This is a genomic window from Elusimicrobiota bacterium, assembly GCA_026388095.1.
Lineage (GTDB): Bacteria > Elusimicrobiota > Elusimicrobia > UBA1565 > UBA9628 > UBA9628.
On the sequence record JAPLKL010000032.1, the window covers coordinates 1 to 17824 of the forward strand.

A 17824-nucleotide genomic window follows, 5' to 3' on the forward strand; every position below is an offset into this window, starting at 1 on the left:
ATCCTGGGCCCGACAGGGTTCTCTGTGCGATGCTGTCCGGGGCAGGTCTGGTCGAGGAATCTTAAGATTCCGGAACAACTGTGTCCGGACACAGTGCACCCCGCCGCAACTCGCAGGACCCATCGGGGTTGGCAACGGCCACAGCCGGTATCGCCGGCGCGGGCCAACGCCGGGATGCTGTCTCGGAACAGGCTCTAAAACCGCGCAAGCCGATTCAACGAGGCCTGCTGCCGATTTTCCGTCGGACAATCCCGACCGGAGGCTGTTTCATCAGGGCTTGTTGCGTCGCGCGACGGATTTTCCCCGGACAGGAGTGGTCCGGACACAGTCCTTTCCGCTGGAGGGTTTATCAGCACCCTGCTAGCGCTCGCCCTTGCGGTACGGCAGGCCCAGGGCCACAGGCGCCGAATGCTCACCGTGGGCCGTACGCCGGCCCGCGAGCAAGGCCAGGATGGTGGCCAGATAGGGCAGCATCTTGAGGAAGTTCGGCGGCACCCAGGCCTGGAAGAGGTACTGCGCCGCGTCGATGCCCCCGAAGAGCAAGGCCCCGAGCACGGCGCGGCGCGGATCCCAGCCCGCGAAGATGGTCAAGGCGATGACGATCCAGCCTCGCCCCGCGGTCATGCCCTCGATCCAGGACGGGATGTAGACCAAGGAGAGGTAGCCCCCCGCCAGCCCGGCCAAAGTCCCGCCCGCGGCCACGCAGAGGAACCGCACCCGGGCCACGTCCACTCCGGCCGCGTCCGCGGCCAGCGGGTTCTCCCCCACCGAGCGCACCGTGATGCCCCAGCGCGTGCGCCAGAGCAGAAAGGAGATCGCCGCGGTCAAAAGCAGGGCCAGGTAGAACACCGGGTCCTGGCGGAAGAAAGCCGGGCCCAGAAGCGGGATGTCGCCCAAGAGCGGCAGCTGGCACGCCCCGAACCTGGCCGCCAGCGGAGTACCCACATAGCTCCGCCCCCACACGCCGCTGAGGCCCAGCCCCAGCATGGTCAGCGCGATTCCGGAGACGATCTGGTTGGCCTTGAGCGCGACCGTGACCACGGCATGGACCACGGACAGGGCGGCTCCCGCCGCCGCGGCCGCGGCCAGGCCCAGCCAAGGCGAGCCCGTGGCCGCCGCGGTCCCGAACCCCGCCACCGCGCCGACCGCCATCATCCCCTCGACCCCCAGGTTGAGCACGCCCGCGCGCTCGGCGCAGATCTCGCCCAAGGTCCCCAGCAGCAGAGGCGTGCCGGCCGCGCAGCTGCGCGAGAGCGTGTCCGCCCAGAGCCCCGCGTTCACGCGCCCGCCTCGGCGCGCCAGCGCGGCCGGTAGCGCAGGAAGAACTCTCCCGCGATGAGGCACATGAGGATGATGCCGTTGAACAGGTTGATGGCCGAGCCCGGCAGGTGCATGGAGGTCTGGATGGCGTCGCCGCCTACGAGGATGCCGCCGAAGAAGAGCGCCGCCGGCAAGACGAGCAAGGGGTCGAGCCGCGCCACCCAGGCCACGATGATGGCGGAGTAGCCGTAGCCCGAGGAGATGCTCCAGGGGTAGGTCAGGTGGTGGTGGATGCCGGCCACCTCGCCGGTCCCGGCCAGCCCGGCCAGGCCGCCGCTCAGGGCCATGACCAGGACCGCGGTGCGGCGCGGGTCCATGCCCGCGTAGCGCGCCGCGACCGGGTTGCCCCCCATGACGCGGATCTCGAAGCCCATCTTGGTCCGGGTCAACAGCCAATGGGCCGCGGGGGCCAGAAGCGCGGCCAGGACCATCGTCGGCCAATGGATGCGCGTTGCGCCCAGCACGGGCAAAGTCGCGGCCGCGCTGAAGTTGTTGGTGTATGGGAAGCCGAACTGCTGGCGCCCTTTCCAAGGGCCGTAGACCAGGTACTGCACCAGCTCCGCGCAGATGTAGTTGAGCATGAGCGAGCTGATGACCTCGTTGACCCGGAAGCGAGCCTTCAGCCAGCCCGGGACCGCCCCGCAAGCGGCCCCACCGGCGAAGCCGGCGAGGAAGAGCAGGGGGATCATGAGCCAGGCCGGCAGCGCGTCCGGGGCCGCCAGGGCCAGGCCGGTCGCGGCCACGGCCCCGCAGAGCAGCTGCCCCTCGGCGCCGATGTTCCACATGCGCCCCTGGAAAGCCAGGCACAAGCCCGTGCCGGCCAGGGCCAAAGGGATGGCCTTGGTCACGGTCTCGCCCCAGCCGTAGAGGCTGCCGAAGGAGCCGGCAAAGATGCGGGTCAGGGCCGAAACGGGGTTGACACCCATGAAGGCGAAGGACACGGACGCCAGGAGCACGCCCGCGGCCAGAGCCGCCAGGGTCACCGCCGCGGCGCGCCGCGGGGTGGCCAGGTGCTCGCAGGGCACGAAGCCCAGCCTAGGCACGCGCGACTCCGCCCATCATCAGCATGAGCTCGCGGCGCTCCAGGCCCCGGTTGTCCAGAACCGCCATGAACCTCCCCTCGAACATGACCGCCACGCGGTCCGCGAGGAGCAGGATCTCGTCGAGGTCCTCGCCGATGAGCAGCACGGCGCTGCCTTGGGCTTTCTTCTCCAGCAGCTTGCGCCGCACGAGCTCGCAGGCGCCCAGGTCGAGGCCGTAGGTCGGGTGGACCGCCACGATGAGGGCCGGTTCGCCCTCGCTCTCCCGGGCCAGGATGAGCTTCTGGATGTTGCCTCCGGACATGCTCTCGGCCGCGGCGTCCGGCGACGGAGGCCGGATGTCGTACTCCCGTATGCGGGAGGCCGCGCGGGCGCGCGCCGCTCCCGGGTCGAAGCTCCCGCCGCGCCCGAACTCCGGCCGCCGGTAGCCGGTCAAGGCCAGGTTCTCCGCGACCGTGAGGCCGGCCACGATGCCCACGCACAGGCGCTCCTCCGGGATATGGCGCACGCCCCGGGCCCGGAGTTCGGCCGGGCTGAGGTCCCGGGCCGGCCGTCCTCCGAGGCTGATGCTCCCGGCCGAGGCGGGCCGCAGTCCGGTGAGCGCCTCCGCGAGCTCCCGCTGCCCGTTGCCCGAGATGCCGGCCACGCCGAAGACCTCGCCCCGCCGGATGGAGAAATCCACGCCCCGCACCGCGTCGCCGCCCATGTCGCCGGGGACCCTCAGGCCCGAGACGGCCAGGACCTCCGGCCCCGGGGCCCGCGGGGCCGGGGCGGGCGGCGCTTCGGCGGGGGCCTCGCGGAGCATGAGGGCGGCCAGGTCCTCCTGGGTGGTCTGGGCCGCGACCAAGCTGGCCGCGACCTTGCCGCGGCGGAGCACGGTCACGCTGGTGCAGAGCTCCATCACCTCTTCGAGCTTGTGGGTGATGTAGACGATCATCCGGCCCTCGGCCGCCATCTTCTTGAGGACGACGAAGAGCTCGGCCGCCTCCGAGTCGGTCAGCACGGAGGTGGGTTCGTCGAGGATGAGGGCCTGCGCCCCGCGCACCAGGGCCTTGAGGATCTCGACCCTCTGGCGCTGGCCGGCCGAAAGCTGCCAGACCCGGGCCTGGAGGTCGACGCGCAGGCCGTAGCGGCCGCAGAATTCATCCACGCGACGCGCGACCTCGGCCTCCGGCCTCAGGAAAGGAACGCCTCCGAGGCCCAAAGCGATGTTCTCGGCCACCGTGTGCTTGGGCACGAGCATGAAATGCTGGTGCACCATGCCGATGCCCAGGCGCATGGCGTCGCGGGGGGTTGAGACGGCCGCCAGCCTCCCGTTGACGAACAGCCTGCCCGCGTCGGGCTGGTAGAGGCCGTAGAGGATGTTGACCAGCGTGGTCTTGCCCGCGCCGTTCTCTCCCAGCAGCGCGGCGACCTCGCCCGCACGCACCGAGAAGTCGATGCCGTCGTTGGCCCGGACCCCGCAGAACTCCTTGGTGATGCCCCGCAGCTCCAGGGACTCCAGGGCCATGGGCGAGCGCCTAGGAGCGCGGGATATCGCCCACCACGTTGGGCACGAACCAGTCGACGGCCAGCAAGGACGCGAGGCTGGCGCGCTCCCCCGCTTTCACGCGCAGCGTCCCCTTCTGGTCCTTGATGGGTCCGGTGAAGGGGTCGAAGGTCGGCGCGGGCGCGCAGAACTGCTCCAGGCGCTTCATGACCAGGTCGTAGACGCTGGGCTTGCCTTCGTAAAGGGCCTTCTTAAGCGGCTCGACGAAGGCGGGATTGACGGGGGTCCCGGGCTCGGCTCCCAGCAGAACCGCCTTCTCCCGCGCCATCCAGAACCAGTCCCTGTTGTCCCAGGTCCCGTCGTGGAGGGCCTTCAGGATGGCCTCGTACATGACCCCCCAGTCCACCAGCTGGCCGGAGACCACGCTCTTGGGCCCGAACTTCTGCATGGGGCTGTAGTGGCTGAAGGCGTAGACCGGCTTGCCCTTGGCCGTGGACTCCTCGGCCACCTGGATGACGGCCGGCGAGTCCTCGGTGAAGGCCAGGGCGTCGCAGCCCTCCGCGACCAAGGACTCGGCCGCCTGCTTGGCCTTGGCCGGGTCGTACCAGGAGTAGAGCCACTTCACGTAGACCTTGGCCTTGGGGTCGGTCTCGGCGATGCCCAAAGCGAATGCGTCGATGTGGCGCACCACCTCGGGGATGGGGTGGGCCGCCACGTAGCCGATCTTGTGGCTCTTGGTGAGCGCCCCGGCCATGAGGCCATTGAGGTAGTACATCTGGTAGAGCTCCGCGAAATAGGTGCCCACGTTGGTGCCGCGTTTGAAGCCGGCGCAATGCATGAACTTGGTCTGCGGATGCTTGGCGCCCGCGGCCACGGTGGCGTCCATGTAGCCGAAACTGGTGGTGAAGACGACGTCGCACTTCTCCTCGCCCACCAGGCGGTCGATGATGCGCGGCGCGTCCGCCTCGGAGACGGACTCCACGAAGACGCTCTCCAGCCAGGGGAACTTCTTCATCACGGCCAGGCGCGCGGCTTCGTGCGCGTTGGACCAGCCGTAGTCCCCCACCGGCCCCACGTAGATGAAGCCGGCCTTGAGCTTGCCCGGGGCCGCGGGCCCGGCTCCGGGCTTGCCGCAGCCCGCCAGGAGCAGAGCCGCGACGGCGCAGCGAGACAGCATCCGCGAGAATTTCATCCCTTGTCCACCTCCACCCGGGACATCATACCAAACCGGCGCGGCGAGCCGGGCCGAGGCCGGTCCGCCGCCATCCAGAGGGCGCGCAGGTAGGCGTCGCTGCGGCGCACCCCGCGGGCCAAGCGCAGACCGGCGGCAAGGATCGCGACGGCCTTGCGCATGTCGGTTTCCGCGCCTTCCGGAAGCTTCAGCCCGCCGCGCACATGCCGCAGCGCTTCGGGTGCGATCCGGGCCATGTCCCGGCGCATGTCCGCAGGCCGGTCCATGGCGGCGGCGAGCAAAGCCCGGTTCCAGTAGGCCCAATCGCCCCCCTCAAGCTCCACGGCTCGGTCCAGATCGGACCGCGCCGCCCTCAGCCGCCCCATGCGTCGATGCAGTTCGCCGCGCCACACCAAGGCTTCGGCGTCCCGGGAGCCGGGCACGATGGCCCGGTCGAGGTCGCGCAAGGCTTCCCGATAGCGGCCGCTGAGCATGAGGGCCGCCCCGCGCCAGCATACGGCGAGCCACGAACCGGCGTCGACCGCGCTTTTCAGCCGCGCCAAGGCCGCGGCGTAGTCTCCGGTCCAGAGCAGCGTCTCGCCCTCCCAGGCCAGGATGTGGGGTTCGGCCGCGCTTCCAGCCGCGGCTTGGCGCGCCTGCGCGAAGATCGCCGTGGCTTGCCGCGGCAGCCCCAGGCATAACATGGCTTCGGCCGAGTGGCAAAGGCTCAGCCAGAAGCCGGGCGCATGCGCCGCGGCGGCGGCCAGTTCGCGCCGAGCTTCCTTATAGCGGCACTGGTTCAGCAGGATGAGCCCGGCATAGTAGCGCATCCAGCCGTAGCGCCGCTGGGGCAGGCCGCGCAAGGCTGCGAACTCGGGCAGGCTCTGCGCCAGCAGGCCCAGGCTGTAAAGCACCGTGCCCTTGAAGAACCGCGGCCAGGGCGCGGCGGGGTGCCGGACCGTTTCGCGCGCCAGTGCCCGGAGCTCCGCGCGCAGGAAGCGATGGGCGGTGGGCCGCAGCCAGCTCTGGGGCCAAGGCAGGAAGAACTTGAGCCAGTCGCCCGCGCAGCCGGCATCGAGCAGCTCCTCGGCGGCGGCTCCGGCCGCGCGATAGTCGCGCAGGCAGAGCAGCGCGGTCAAGCGATGGAATCCCGCGACCTGCGGGAACCCGGGATGGCGGACGCAGAGGCGGAAATGGCGCAGCATCCTGCCGTAAGCCTCGTCCTTGCCCCAGACCCAGCCCGCTTGGAACTCCAGCTCGGCGCTCCAGAAGGCCGGTCGCCTGCGGCGCAGGCCGGCCAGGTGGCGCGCCGCGTCGGCGTAGCGGCCGCGGTCCTTGAGGAATTCGACCCAGGCCAGGTGCGGCCTGGCGTCCTCGCGGGCCAGGGCCGCCGCCCTGCGCAGATGCGCCGCCGCCAGTCGCAGGCGGCCGCGCTGCTCATGGAGCCGGCCCAGCTCGGACTGCGCCGCCGGTTCGCGCCGGGAGACCCGGTCCGCCCGGCGCAGGCAGGACTCGGCTTCGCGAGCCAGCCCCTCGCGTTCCTTCAGGCGAGACAGGGCCATGAGGCAGCGGACGCGCCGCAGGCGGACCTGGGCGGCGGACGGAGCCGTCCGCTCGGCCAGCCGCCACAGCGCTTCCGCCTCGCCCAGCCGGCCGGCCTTCTCAAGCTCCTCGGCCAGGCCGATCCGGGCGTTGGTCAGCGCGATCCGGACCTCGGGCTGCGGGCAGCCCAGAGCCAGAGCCCGTTCGAGATGCCGGACCGCGTCGCGGCAGCGGCCGTTCTTGAAGCAGAACTCGCCGTAGCGCAGCCGCGTCTGCGCCGAACCCGGCGCCAGCCGCAGGGCCGCGCGCAGGCAGGCCTCGGCCTGCGCGGGACGGCCGGCTCTCTCCAGCAGGTCTTGCTGCATCAGCCATATCTCGGGACGGCCGGAGTCGAGCCGGGCTGCGCGGCGGCAGTGGACCAAGGCCTCGTCCAGCCTGCCCCGGCCCGCGCAGAACTCGCAGAACAGCATCTGGATGTCGGGGTCGTCCGGGGCGAGCCGCTCGGCCAGGGCGAAGGCCGCGCGCGCCCTCTCCGCGCGGCCGAGGCGAGCGTGCTGCAGGCCCAATTGCACCAAGCGCTTGACTCTGGGGGAGGCCTGGGCCATGCCGCCCAAGTATAGCGGTTCTGCGGATTCCCTAACAACAGTGCTATAATCCAATCTACAAGTTTATGCCGATCCCGGATGACCAGCTGGCCCTTTGGTCCCGCCAGGGCGACCTGACCGCTGCGCAGTCGACCGCCGAAACCCTGCGCAATGCCCTGACCGACGAAGGCAACTCCTTGGTCTGGAATGCGAAGATGGAGATGTTCCTGCATGGCTCTTACGCCAACGGCACGAACCTCACCGCGGACGGGAACGTCGACATGGCGGTGATGCTCACCTCCCCGTTCTCTCAAGACTTCGGCCTCATGGCCGGGGTCGGCGGCAACAAGCAATTGCAGTCCTCCTTGGCGGATTTCCGGCTCTCCGTGCTGGGCTCGCTGCGGGCGAGGTTCGGGATGGTGAACGTCGAGGATAGGCCCGAATGCGTCTTCGTGGTCCCCGAGCCGGGCCGCCTCGGCTTGAACGTGGCCGTCATGCTCCAGCACCGGCTCTATTCCAGCTTCTCCGGCTCCGCCGGCGGCGACTATCTGGAAGGCGTGACTTACTGGACTCCGGACGGCCGGCAGATCGTGTGCTATCCGAAGACCCATCTCGCGCGCGGCGCGGCCAAGGACGCCGCCACCCATGGCTGGTTCAAGTCCGTGGTCAGGATGTTCAAAGGCGCGCGGCTCTGGATGATCAGCCAGGGCATGCTGAATGCGGATGCGGCGCCTCCTTATTTCGTGGAGTGCCTGCTCTACAACGTTCCCGACCAGTGCTTCGGGGGGTCCTGCAAGGATTCCTTCGTCGGGATCGTCAAATGGCTCGGCGGCGCCAATCCGCAGAGCTTCAAGGCCCAAAGCGGCGAAGGCCTCTTGCTCGGCAGCGGGCCCGCCCAATGGAGCGAAGCCAACGCCCGGGCTTTCCTGCAGAATCTGCTCCGTCTCTGGAGCGAGTGGGGAGCGATCAAGCCGAGGAAGCCTGCCCTCGCGACGCCGGCCTCGGCCGAGATGGGGCAAGAATACCAAGGCGATGCGGTCCCGCAGAGCCAGCCCATACCGATCCCGGAGGACCAACTCAAGGTCTGGTCGCAGGTCGACGCCGCGAGCCCGGCCCAGAGCGTTCTGACCGACCTCCAGACCTTCCTGGAGTGCGACAGCCGCTCCTTGGTCCGGGGCGCGCCGATCGAGGTCTTCCTGCAGGGCTCCCACAAGAACGGGACGTACCTGGCGGCGAGCGCGGACGCCGACATAGTCTTCGTGCTCGACTGCCCGTGGTCTCAAGACTTCGGCCTCCTGGCTCCGGCCAAGCTGGAGACGCGGCAATTGCGGGGCGCCTGGTCGGATTTCCGGTCCGCCGTAGCCGGCACCTTGCGGGAGAAATACGGGCCGGCCGCGGTGTCGGAGCATCCCAAGTGCCTGCGCGTGGCGCCCGCTCCGGGCCGCATCGGACTGGACGTGGTCGTCGGTCTCCAGCACCGGCTCTACTTGAGTTTCGGCGGCCTCACGGGCCTGCGCTATCTGGAAGGCATCGCCTTCTGGACTCCGGACGACCGGCAGATCGTGAACTATCCGAAGATCCACAGCGAGAACGGAGGGACCAAGGACTTCGCCACCAGGGGCTGGTTCCGGCCCATGGTCAGGGTGGTCAAGAACGCGCGCGCCTTGATGGCCGGCCGGGGCATCTTGCCCGCGCGCGAGGCGCCGTCCTATTTCCTGGAATGTCTGTTCTACAACGTGCCCAACCACTGTTTCGGGGGCTCCTATCAGAAGTCATTCACCGAGGCCCTCCGCTGGCTGGCCGCGGCTCGCCTGGAGAGCTTCAAGGCGCAGGACGAGATCACCCCTCTATTCGGTGCCGGGCCGGCCCAGTGGTCCGTGGCGGGCGCGAGGCAATTCGTGCAAGCGTTGGACTCGCTGTGTCAGACTTGGAGCTAGACCCGCTTCTCGACCCGGCTTAGTCCTTATCTCGCGATGCGGGGCCGTGCTCCCCGGAGCTGGCGCAGGGCTTCTCCGAGCAAGTACCGGGCGATGAGTCGATGCCCTTCGGCGTTGGGGTGGGCGTCGGCCGCGCTCACCCAAAGAGCGGCGAGGTCCTTGCGGCCGCCGCGCCGCATGTAGTCCTGGTAAAGCCCGTAGCTGTCCGCGACGTGCAAGCCCATCGCGCCCAGCCGCTCGGCGGCGGGCCGGTGCAGCAAGGTGTAGAAGGGATCGGAGCCCGGGTCGTCGTTGCGCTTGAGCCACGGGTCCCAGATGAAGGCGATGACCGGCACGCGCGCCGCCGCGGCCAGCCCGGCTAAGGCCCGCAGCTCCTCGAAATGATGCTCCCACTGCGGCCCGGCGTAGCGGTAGCCCTGCAGGGACTTCTCGGGGCGCGCGGGGTCCGCATCGGCCACGAAGGTCGTGCGCACCCCGCCCAGCCGGCGCCACCGGCGCCGAGCCAGCTTGATCAGCGCGGAATGCAGCGCATTGTCACCGTACTCCGGGTAGAGGAACCGGGCCGAGGCGTCGTCTATGGGCTCCGAGTCATTGTGGTCGTAATGCAGGATGACCAGATGGGGTCGCCAGGGCAGGACCTTGTCGCGCAGGGTGATGCGGTTCTGCTGGCTGTTGTAGCCGGGCACGGCGAAGTTCCTCAGCGCCACGGTCCTGCGCAGCGCGCGTTCCAGCAGCGGGCGCAGCTGCTCGCCATAGCTCTGCTCGAAGGGGACCTTCCAGCCGAAGGGGGTGGAGTCTCCCAGGATCGCGACCCGCAGTTCGCCCTTCTCGTCCGCGCGGCGTCCCGGGATGACGCGGCAGCAGCCGGAGGGATCGACTTCGATGCGGATCCCGCCCCAGCCCAGAACGCGCGCCCCGGGCTCCAGGTCGTAAAGCAGATCCGGGTCGGCGACGCGGCGCACGAAGGGCACGACGCTGGGCGCAGCGGCCGCCTCCCGCAGCGCGGCCGTGTCCACCTCGTTGCGGAAGAACAGCCGAGCGACGCCCTCGAGCACCAGAGCGGCGGCCGCCAGCGAGACCGCGACGGTGATCGCGGCGAGCTGTGTTTCTCGGCGGTGAGGGTGCATCCTGGCCAAGCCTTAGGGCGGCGAAGCCGGCGGTTTTTCACGCTCGATGACGTAAGCCGCGACCCTCGGCTCCAGGCGCTTCTGGACCGCGGCCAGGGACGCCTTCTTCTTGCGCAGGGCGGCGAGCCTGGCTTTGGTGCGGCCCGCGTCATAGTCGGCCTGCGCCTGGCGGAGTCCCTCCTGCGCCGGGGCCAGCTCCGAGCGGGCGAGCTGGGGGTCTGAGCCGAACTCGTCTAGGCAGGCGGTCTGGAAGGGGGCGCAGCCGTCGCTGCAGGCCTGCGGCGGCTTGATGCGCGTGACGATCTCGATGTGGCCGCTCTGGGCGCTGTAGCCGCAGGCCCCGGCCGACCAGACGACGATGGTCCCGATGGGCACGGGCCAAGAAGGCTCCGGGATGCGGCGGAGCTTGCGCTTGAGCAGGGCCGGGTTCTTCTCCACGAAGTCGGCGAAGAGCTTGGCGTGGGCGCTGGCGCCGGCGCCGTCGATGGCCTGCCGGTCCACGATGCCCGCCTTCTCCAGCGCGGCCTTGACGTAAGAGTAGCAGTAGCCGGTGAAGCCGATCTCGCCGGCCTTGGCCACCTTGGCGAGCTTGACGCCGGTGGCCAGGTCGGCCGATTCCAGCGGCGGCGCGGCGAGCTGCAGGTCGTTGGCGGCAGGCTCGGGGCGGGACGCGGGGGCCGCGCCGGCGCTGCGCACCGCAGGCACGCGCTGGCGAGGGGAATGGCCCGGCGCGACCGCGGGCGGCGCGTCCTCGGCGCCGGAGGTCCCGGCCAGCAGGCGGTCGCGCGTCTCCTGGAGCCGGCGGCCCACGTCGTCGGCCAGGCCCGCCGGGAGCTTGGCGCGAGCCTTGACGGCCGCCTCCAGGACCGGCGCGCAGGACGGGTCGGGCGGCCGCTGGGAGGAGTCCTCGGCGAGGCGCTCGGGCGAGAGATAGACGGCCTCGCAGCGGCGACGGCCGAGGCACTTCTGATAGAACCCCCGGCGGTCGTAAGCCTGGTCTCGCGCCTCGCCCTGGCAGGCCTTGACCAGCGCCTTCTCCGCGGCGTCGAGCGAGCGGCCCGAGCGGGCGTCGGGCGCGAAGCCCCGCTCCACGATGACTCCCACCTGAAGATCCTCCGCGGCTTGGTCCACCATCAGCTTGTAGACGTCGGGTGAGATGCTGCCCGGACCGCCCTGGACGCATTCGGCGCCCGCCACGAGCTGGGCCAGGGTCTTCTTCTTCGCCTGGGCCTTGCCGAGCTCGGGATCGCGGAGCGCGGCGAGCAGAGCGTCGAGGCTGTCGGGGTCCGGCATGAGCTCGTCGCGGAGGTAGGACTGGCCCGCCAACTGGAAGACCAGCTCATAGGTCTGATCGAGGGCCTGCGCGTCCGCGGCCGAGGTCTTGGGCACAGCCACGGGCTTGCGCCGCCGGCTCGCCGCACCGGCCGCCAGCGGGAGCCAAAGGACCGCGAGGAGGATGAGGATCCTGCGTGGCATAAGGGGTATTACCAAGTGTAATCCCGCCCCCGGGTTTGTCAAGAGCCCGTTGGGCTCGTTGGGCTTGCGCGCTGGGCCAGGATCGCTTTTCTCAGCAAGGCGCGCACGAGTTGGACCTTGAACCCGTTCTTGGCCAAGGGGCGGCAGGCCGCCACCGCGATGTCGCCGGCCCGGGCCGCGGTGGCTTCGTCCGGGATCCTGCCCTTGAGGAAGGCCTCGACCTCCTTGGCCCGCAGCGGGACGGGGGCCACCGCGCCCAAAGCGATGGAGGCGGACCTGAGCCGGCCGCCCTTCATGGCAAGGACCGAGGCCACGCTCACGATGGGGAAGTCGATGGCGTTGCGCAGGCGGAACTTGAGGAAGCCCTGCCGAGAGCCCGGGTCGAGAGCCGGGATGAAGACCTCGGTCACGAGCTCGCCGGGTTCCAGGGCGGTGCTCTGCATGGGCCGGCTGGCGAAGAAGTCGTCGGCCCGCAGGGTCCTTTTGGTCGTCTTGATGCGGGCTTTCAGGGCCACCAGCGCCGGCGCCAGGTCCGAGGCGTTGACCGCCATGCAGCCGCAGTTGGCGCAACGGCGGGCCTCGCCCTCGACGGCGGCTTGGCCCAAGGTCGGCCGATCCTCCCGGTCAATCGTCCTCTGCGCTGGAGGGGGCTCTGTGAGCTCGGCCCTCCTGGTCCGCTCCAGCGCGGCCTCATTGAATTCGAGCATGGTGGTCGGGACGCCCGGATCCGGCCTGGGCGCCTTGGTCTTGCGGCCGGACAGATAGGCATCGATGGCTGCGCCGGCCCTGCGTCCGGCGGCGATGGCTGCGACCACCGAGGCCGGGCCGCTGACCGCGTCGCCGCCGGCGAACACCCCTTTGAGGCTGGTGGCCATGGTCTCTTCATCCACGACGGCCAGGCCGCGTCCGAGCTTCAGGGACCGGCCGGCGTAGGAGAGGTCGGCGGAGAGGCCGATGGCCAGGATGACGTGGTCCGCTTCGAAGACCCTGGTGACCGAGGGATCGAAGCTGGGGCGGAACTTCTTTTCGCGGTCGAGGACCGAGGTGCAGCGGACCAGTTCCATCCCCTTTAGCCTGCCGCCGCTCGCAATGACCTTCGACGGTCCCCACGAAGGGAGGAGCTCCACCTTCTCGATGAGAGCCTGCTCGATGTCCTCGGGGAATGCCGGCATCTCGGCCCGGGATTCCAGGCAGGCCATGGCCACGGTGGCCGCGCCCAGGCGCAGCGCCGAGACCGCCACGTCCACGGCCACGCTGCCGCCGCCGATGACCAGCACCTTGCGGCCCGCGCACGAGGCCTTGCCGGCCCGGCTGTCCAGGAGGAACTGCAGGCCGGAGCCGAGCAGTTCCTCGTTCTCGAGGCCCAAGGACTTCTGGCGCCACAGGCCGGTGCCCAGGAAAACTGCATCGTATTTCTTCCTGAGCGCCGCAAAGGGCAGGCCGGTACCGCCCACCCCTGAGGAGAGCTGGAACTCCACGCCCATCCGCTCGAGAGCCGCCACGACCTTGTCCAGGACCTCCCGGGGCAGGCGGTAGGCGGGGATGCCGTAGGCGAGCATCCCGCCGGCCATGGGGTTGCGCTCGAACACGGTGACCCGGTGGCCGGCTTTGCGCAGGAAGTAGGCCGCAGCCAGTCCGGCCGGGCCGGAGCCGACCACAGCGACCCGCTTGCGGGTGGCCGACCTGGGCGCCTGGTAGAGCTCATGGGCGTGCTCCAGACCGTAGTCGCCCAGGAACCGTTCGACCTCTCGGATGGACACGGCCTCGTCGAACCCGGTCCGGCCGCAGTCGCGTTCGCAGTAATGCGGGCAGACGCGCCCGGTCACGGCCGGCAGGGGGTTGACCTCGAGCAGCTTGCGCGCGGCGGCGGCCAGGTCTCCCTGCCGCAAGGCGCTCATCACAGCCGGGACGTCGGTGCGGTTGGGGCAGGCCGAAGAGCACCCGGACGAGGGCATCCGGCTGGCCCCGAAGATCGAGTGGTAGCGGTTCTCGCCGAAGAAGGCGCCGCACTTCCCCCCGCCCTTGCGCAGGCAGAAGAAGAGGTTGTCCGGAGCGCGGTAGTACCAGCAGCGCGGCTCCTGACAGATGTTGCCGGCCACGGTGCCCATGTTCCGGATCTGGGGCGAGGCCACCGCTGCGGCGGCCTGGGCCAACAGGGTGTACTTCGCGCGCGCCGCCGGATGCGACGCCACCTCGGCCAGCGTGGTCAAAGCGCCGATCGCCAGACCGCCTTTGCCTTCCTTGATATAGCGCAGCCCGGGGACTGTCTTGAGGTCCACGAGCAGATCGGGATATGCGGGATGGACGTTGTCCTTAAGAAGGCCGAGCAGGTCGGTGCCGCCGGCCAGAGCCCGGCCGGGGCTCTTGGCGAGGAGCGCGACCGCCTCCTTGGCCGAGCCGGCCCTCTTGTAGGCGAAGTCTCTCATGGCCATGGCCTCACCTCCCGTTGCCGGCCAAGGCCTTGAGCACTTTCTCGGGCTTGAGCGGGATGTCGTCGATGCGCGCGCCGATGGCGTTGTATACGGCGTTGAGGACGGCCCGCGGGGTGCAGGTCAGCACGGACTCGCCGATGCCGCAGGCCCCGTACTCGCCGGCCCCGCGCCAGACCTCCATGAGCACGGGCTCGATGTCCGGCATGTCGGCCATGGTGGGTATCTTGTAGTCGATCCAGTTGAAGTTGAGGGGCACGCCGGTGGCCGCGTCGTAGATGATCTCTTCGGTCAGCGTCTCGCCCAGACCCGCGACCTGGCCGCCGAGCTGTTGGGCCTCGGCGCCCGAGGCGTACATCACGGTGCCGCAGTCGTTGAGGATGACGAGCTTATCCACCGCCACTTTGCCGGTCGAGGTGTCCACATCGACCTCGGCGAAGGCGGCCAGGAAGGGCACACCCGTCTTCTCGTCCGAGGGCGGCCTGCTGATGGTCACGGCGATGGGCACCAGGTCCCCCTGCCAGAGCACTTCGCGGAAGGGGACGCCCTTATCCGGGGAGGCTTTGGGGAAGATGCGGCCGCCATCGATGTCGAGGTCCTCCGGCCGGGCCTTGAGCACGCCAGCGGCCGTTTCTAGGACCTTCTTCTTGAGCTCCCGCGCCGCGTCCACCATAGCCTCCGACTGAAGGAACGATACCGCGCTGTCCGTCTGCACGGTGTCTTTGAGGCCTTTATCCGTGTCCACCACCGAGTCCCACCGGATCTCAGCGGGCGTGATGCCCAAGAATCCCAGGGCCTCGGCGCAGCCCAGCACGTTGCAGGTGTTGGACCCGGGCCCGGTCTCCACGGTCGGCGCGTCGAGCATCACGGTCCCGTCCGGGTTGAGCCTCAGCGCGACTTGGATCTTGCCGCGGCGCTGCTCCTGCCACTCGGCGTGCCAGCCCGGGTGGAACGAGAACCCCTTGCCGCGCTTCTTGGCGCCCTCATGCAGGGGACCGGCGCCCGCGGCGTGGCGCTTATCCCAGCCGATGCGCCGGGAGCCCTCCCGGAGCACCGCGGCCAGGCTTTTATCCGGCAGGTTCTCCCAGGCGTGGCCGAAGTTCTTGACCGCCAGGTCGATGGGGTCCATGGCGAGCTTCTCGGCCAGGACGTCCACGATGTGGCCGAGACTGAGGTTGAGCTGGGAGTTGCCGACCCCGCGCATCATGCAGGCGGGCAGCTTGTTGGTGTAGACGCCGTAGGCCTCCATCTTGAGGTTCGGGATGTGGGCGAACGCCATCTCCGCGGCCTCGGCCGGGGCGAACTTGAGCGCGAACATGGTGTGGTCCGCGTAGGCGCCTGCGTTGCCCAGCGCCGCAAATCCCAGCGCGGTGATGGTGCCGTCCCTCTTGGCGCCGGCCCGAGCCGTGTACACCGCGGGCTGGCGGGAGTCGTGGAACGCCTCGCGCCGGGTGTGCTTGAACTTGACCGGCCGCCCCGCCTTCTTGGCCAGCAGGGCCGTGAAGATGAAGAGCGGTTGGTCGCCGGTGTCGTTGCGGCCGAACTGGCCGCCCACGAAGTTGCAGACCACCCGGACCTTGTTGAGGGGCAGGCCCAGGGTCTGGCTGACGAACATCCGGGTCTGGTCCGCCTCGTAGGAGTTGGACCAGAGCGTGAGCCGGTTCTCCTCCCACTTGGCCAGGCAGCACCAGTTCTCGAGCGTGCTTTGGTTGGCGTTGTGATAGGCCGAGGTCGCCTCGGCCGTCACCTCGGCCTCGGCGAAGGCCTTAGCGAAGTCCCCCTTCGTCAGATACACGTCGTTGCCGCCGACGGGGTCGGCGGGAAGGACGTTGTGGGAGGCGATGTCCGGGTGCACGACAGGGGCGCCCGGCTTCATGGCCTCGACCGGGTCGAGCACGAAAGGCAGGACCTCCCACTCCACGTCGAGCCTGCGCAGGGCTTCCTCCGCGATGGCCTCGGTCTCGGCCGCCACCACCACGCCGGCCTCATCACCGACCCAGCAGACGTAGTCGGAGAGGACGCGCCGGTCGCAGAACCTCTTCCACATCATGCGCTTGAAGGAGACGGTGTCTACGCCGTCGGTCCAGCCCGCGCTGGTGGGCGCCAGGGCGGCCACTTCGGGGTCCTTGTAGGTCAGCACGGCCTTGACCCCGGGCAGGGCCTCGGCCCGGGCCGTGTCCAGGCGCTTGATGCGGGCGTGGGCATGGGGGCTGCGCAGGACCTTGGCGTAGAGCAGGTCCGGGAAGTTCGCCTTGATGGCGACGTCGTCGGCGTACAGGGCGCGGCCGCTGGCCTTCTCCAGGCCGTCGATGCGCGGCCGGTAGCCCCCGATGTGCTTGCGGGCCTTCCTGGGCTTGAAAGGCTGTCTCATCGGCCGCCTCCGGCCCGGACCTTTTCCGCGGCGTGCAGCACGGCCTGGGCGATGGCCGCGTAGCAGCCGCAGCGGCAGAGGTTGCCGGAGAGCGCCTCCTTGACCTCTCCCAGCGTCGGAGCCGGGTTATCGGCGAGCAGGGCCTTGGCGGTCATGACGAAGCCGGGGGTGCAATAGCCGCACTGTAGGGCCGTGCCGTAGCCCGGCTCGCTCTGCGCGGCGAAAGCCTCCACCACCGGGTCGTCCTTGGCCAGGCCCTCGATGGTCAATATCTCATGCCCGTTGGCCTGCAGGGCGAGCATCATGCAGGACAGGACGGCCTTGCCGTCCATGATGATGGTGCAGGCCCCGCACGCCCCCTCGTCGCAGGAGACCTTGATCCCGGTCAGACCCAGGACCTCCTTGAGCAGGTAGGACAGGGTCATGGCGGGCGTGAGGTCCCGCTCGCGGTCGAACTCCTGCCAGCGGCCGTTGATCTTGATCCTGACGGGAGCGCACGCTTTCTTGGGCATGCGGGGATTCTAATGCTTTGGGCCGGGAGTGGCAAGAGGACGCGCGATTCGAATCCGCCGAATTCCTTCGTTGCCGTGCGATGAGGTTCCGGCGCTGCGCGCCGGAACCCGCGCCGACCGCAGGTCGGCGCCCGGCAACTGTGTCCGGCCACAGTAGGCCGCAGGGTCTGTTCCGCGCTTCGTGCGCGGGATTCCGTCCAGACACTGCGTGTCTGGACGGAATTTCAGGACGGCATGGGGTCTGCTGGCTGGGCAGAAGAACTTGGCGAAGTGGAGGACGCCCGAGGCTAACGGAAGCCCGCTTTGGCCATGCCCGCGCTGACTTCCGGGTTGCGCATGAACCACTTCCACACCCCGCCGTCGCGCAGGTTCTCCGCGCCGAGCAAGGTGATGCCCGCGTCGATGCCCAGCACGTCCTTGTTGACCCAGCCGTTGCCGGGATTGAAGGCGTCGGCGAAGCCGTGGCAGCCGTAGGCCGCGTCCTGGGACTTCTCGCGCATCGCCCGCAGCGCCGGCACGGCGATGTCGGGCGTGAACATGAGCGCGCCCCCGGCCACGTAGGGCACGACCGTGCCGTCGATGGGCCCGGAACGCGGCGGGCCACCCCAGGCCTGGTAGCCGTGCGCGCTGTCGGAGGCGGAGATGCCCCACATGTCGGGCCCGTAGGATGGGAACTCCTTGGCCAGGTCCATGCAGAACTGGCGGTGCGCGCGCATGGCCTCGGCCGAGTTGGCGAAGTAGTCTATGCCGTGGCGGTCCTTCATGCCCCGGAAGTCAACCCAGGCCTGGGAGAACTGGTGGATGAAGGGCGGGGCCGCGCCCGAGA

Annotated in this window: 12 protein-coding genes; 1 reads left to right on the top strand and 11 read right to left on the bottom strand. The window is 69.7% G+C overall.

Translation table 11 applies throughout. The features are described 5' to 3' along the window. Positions 1-360: 360 nt before the first annotated feature. The 5 genes from NTY77_07585 to NTY77_07605 are packed head-to-tail and all read right to left on the bottom strand — an operon-like array spanning position 361 to position 7167. On the bottom strand, positions 361-1281 hold the full coding sequence (locus tag NTY77_07585) for an ABC transporter permease (GenBank protein MCX5795336.1): 921 nt from the start codon (positions 1279-1281) through the stop codon (positions 361-363). Beyond that, complete coding sequence (locus NTY77_07590) at positions 1278-2363, bottom strand: ABC transporter permease (protein MCX5795337.1); 1086 nt, start codon at positions 2361-2363, stop codon at positions 1278-1280. Before NTY77_07590 ends, NTY77_07585 begins: the two co-directional genes overlap by 4 nt. Further along, the gene (locus tag NTY77_07595) at positions 2356-3870 is read right to left on the bottom strand and encodes an ABC transporter ATP-binding protein (protein MCX5795338.1); all 1515 of its coding nucleotides are present in this window, start codon (positions 3868-3870) and stop codon (positions 2356-2358) included. Before NTY77_07595 ends, NTY77_07590 begins: the two co-directional genes overlap by 8 nt. A 10-nt stretch (positions 3871-3880) precedes the next feature. Then, positions 3881-5041 (bottom strand): BMP family ABC transporter substrate-binding protein, encoded by a 1161-nt coding sequence (locus NTY77_07600; protein MCX5795339.1) that lies wholly within the window; start codon positions 5039-5041, stop codon positions 3881-3883. Further along, entirely contained in the window at positions 5038-7167 is a 2130-nt protein-coding gene (locus NTY77_07605; GenBank protein ID MCX5795340.1) for a tetratricopeptide repeat protein, read from the bottom strand. The genes NTY77_07600 and NTY77_07605 overlap by 4 nt, the downstream gene beginning before the upstream one ends. Positions 7168-7232: 65 nt before the next feature. On the opposite strand from NTY77_07605, the gene NTY77_07610 reads away from it, so the two are divergent. Then, positions 7233-9083: a hypothetical protein gene (locus tag NTY77_07610; protein MCX5795341.1), complete on the top strand. Its 1851-nt coding sequence runs from the start codon at positions 7233-7235 to the stop codon at positions 9081-9083. A 26-nt stretch (positions 9084-9109) separates the two neighbouring features. Here the strand turns inward: NTY77_07610 and NTY77_07615 are convergent, their stop codons facing one another. The 6 genes from NTY77_07615 to NTY77_07640 all read right to left on the bottom strand — a co-directional run. After that, entirely contained in the window at positions 9110-10210 is a 1101-nt protein-coding gene (locus NTY77_07615; GenBank protein ID MCX5795342.1) for an SGNH/GDSL hydrolase family protein, read from the bottom strand. A 12-nt stretch (positions 10211-10222) separates the two neighbouring features. Next, complete coding sequence (locus tag NTY77_07620) at positions 10223-11686, bottom strand: hypothetical protein (protein MCX5795343.1); 1464 nt, start codon at positions 11684-11686, stop codon at positions 10223-10225. A gap of 38 nt (positions 11687-11724) precedes the next feature. Beyond that, on the bottom strand, positions 11725-14118 hold the full coding sequence (locus tag NTY77_07625) for an FAD-dependent oxidoreductase (protein MCX5795344.1): 2394 nt from the start codon (positions 14116-14118) through the stop codon (positions 11725-11727). Between the two features lie 4 nt (positions 14119-14122). Then, positions 14123-16486, bottom strand: a complete 2364-nt coding sequence (locus tag NTY77_07630; GenBank protein MCX5795345.1) for a xanthine dehydrogenase family protein molybdopterin-binding subunit — start codon at positions 16484-16486, stop codon at positions 14123-14125. Then, positions 16483-16998: a (2Fe-2S)-binding protein gene (locus NTY77_07635; protein ID MCX5795346.1), complete on the bottom strand. Its 516-nt coding sequence runs from the start codon at positions 16996-16998 to the stop codon at positions 16483-16485. The genes NTY77_07630 and NTY77_07635 overlap by 4 nt, the downstream gene beginning before the upstream one ends. A 287-nt stretch (positions 16999-17285) precedes the next feature. Further along, on the bottom strand, positions 17286-17824 hold a 539-nt coding region (locus NTY77_07640; protein ID MCX5795347.1), incomplete at its 5' end, for a hypothetical protein.

Excerpts from the sequence above, each read along its gene's own strand:
- NTY77_07635 (MCX5795346.1), bottom strand. The coding sequence starts at position 16,998 with ATGCCCAAGAAAGCGTGCGCTCCCGTCAGGATCAAGATCAACGGCCGC.
- NTY77_07600 (MCX5795339.1), bottom strand. The coding sequence starts at position 5,041 with ATGAAATTCTCGCGGATGCTGTCTCGCTGCGCCGTCGCGGCTCTGCTC.
- NTY77_07610 (MCX5795341.1), top strand. The coding sequence starts at position 7,233 with ATGCCGATCCCGGATGACCAGCTGGCCCTTTGGTCCCGCCAGGGCGAC.
- NTY77_07620 (MCX5795343.1), bottom strand. The coding sequence starts at position 11,686 with ATGCCACGCAGGATCCTCATCCTCCTCGCGGTCCTTTGGCTCCCGCTG.
- NTY77_07615 (MCX5795342.1), bottom strand. The coding sequence starts at position 10,210 with ATGCACCCTCACCGCCGAGAAACACAGCTCGCCGCGATCACCGTCGCG.
- NTY77_07595 (MCX5795338.1), bottom strand. The coding sequence starts at position 3,870 with ATGGCCCTGGAGTCCCTGGAGCTGCGGGGCATCACCAAGGAGTTCTGC.
- NTY77_07625 (MCX5795344.1), bottom strand. The coding sequence starts at position 14,118 with ATGGCCATGAGAGACTTCGCCTACAAGAGGGCCGGCTCGGCCAAGGAG.
- NTY77_07630 (MCX5795345.1), bottom strand. The coding sequence starts at position 16,486 with ATGAGACAGCCTTTCAAGCCCAGGAAGGCCCGCAAGCACATCGGGGGC.
- NTY77_07605 (MCX5795340.1), bottom strand. The coding sequence starts at position 7,167 with ATGGCCCAGGCCTCCCCCAGAGTCAAGCGCTTGGTGCAATTGGGCCTG.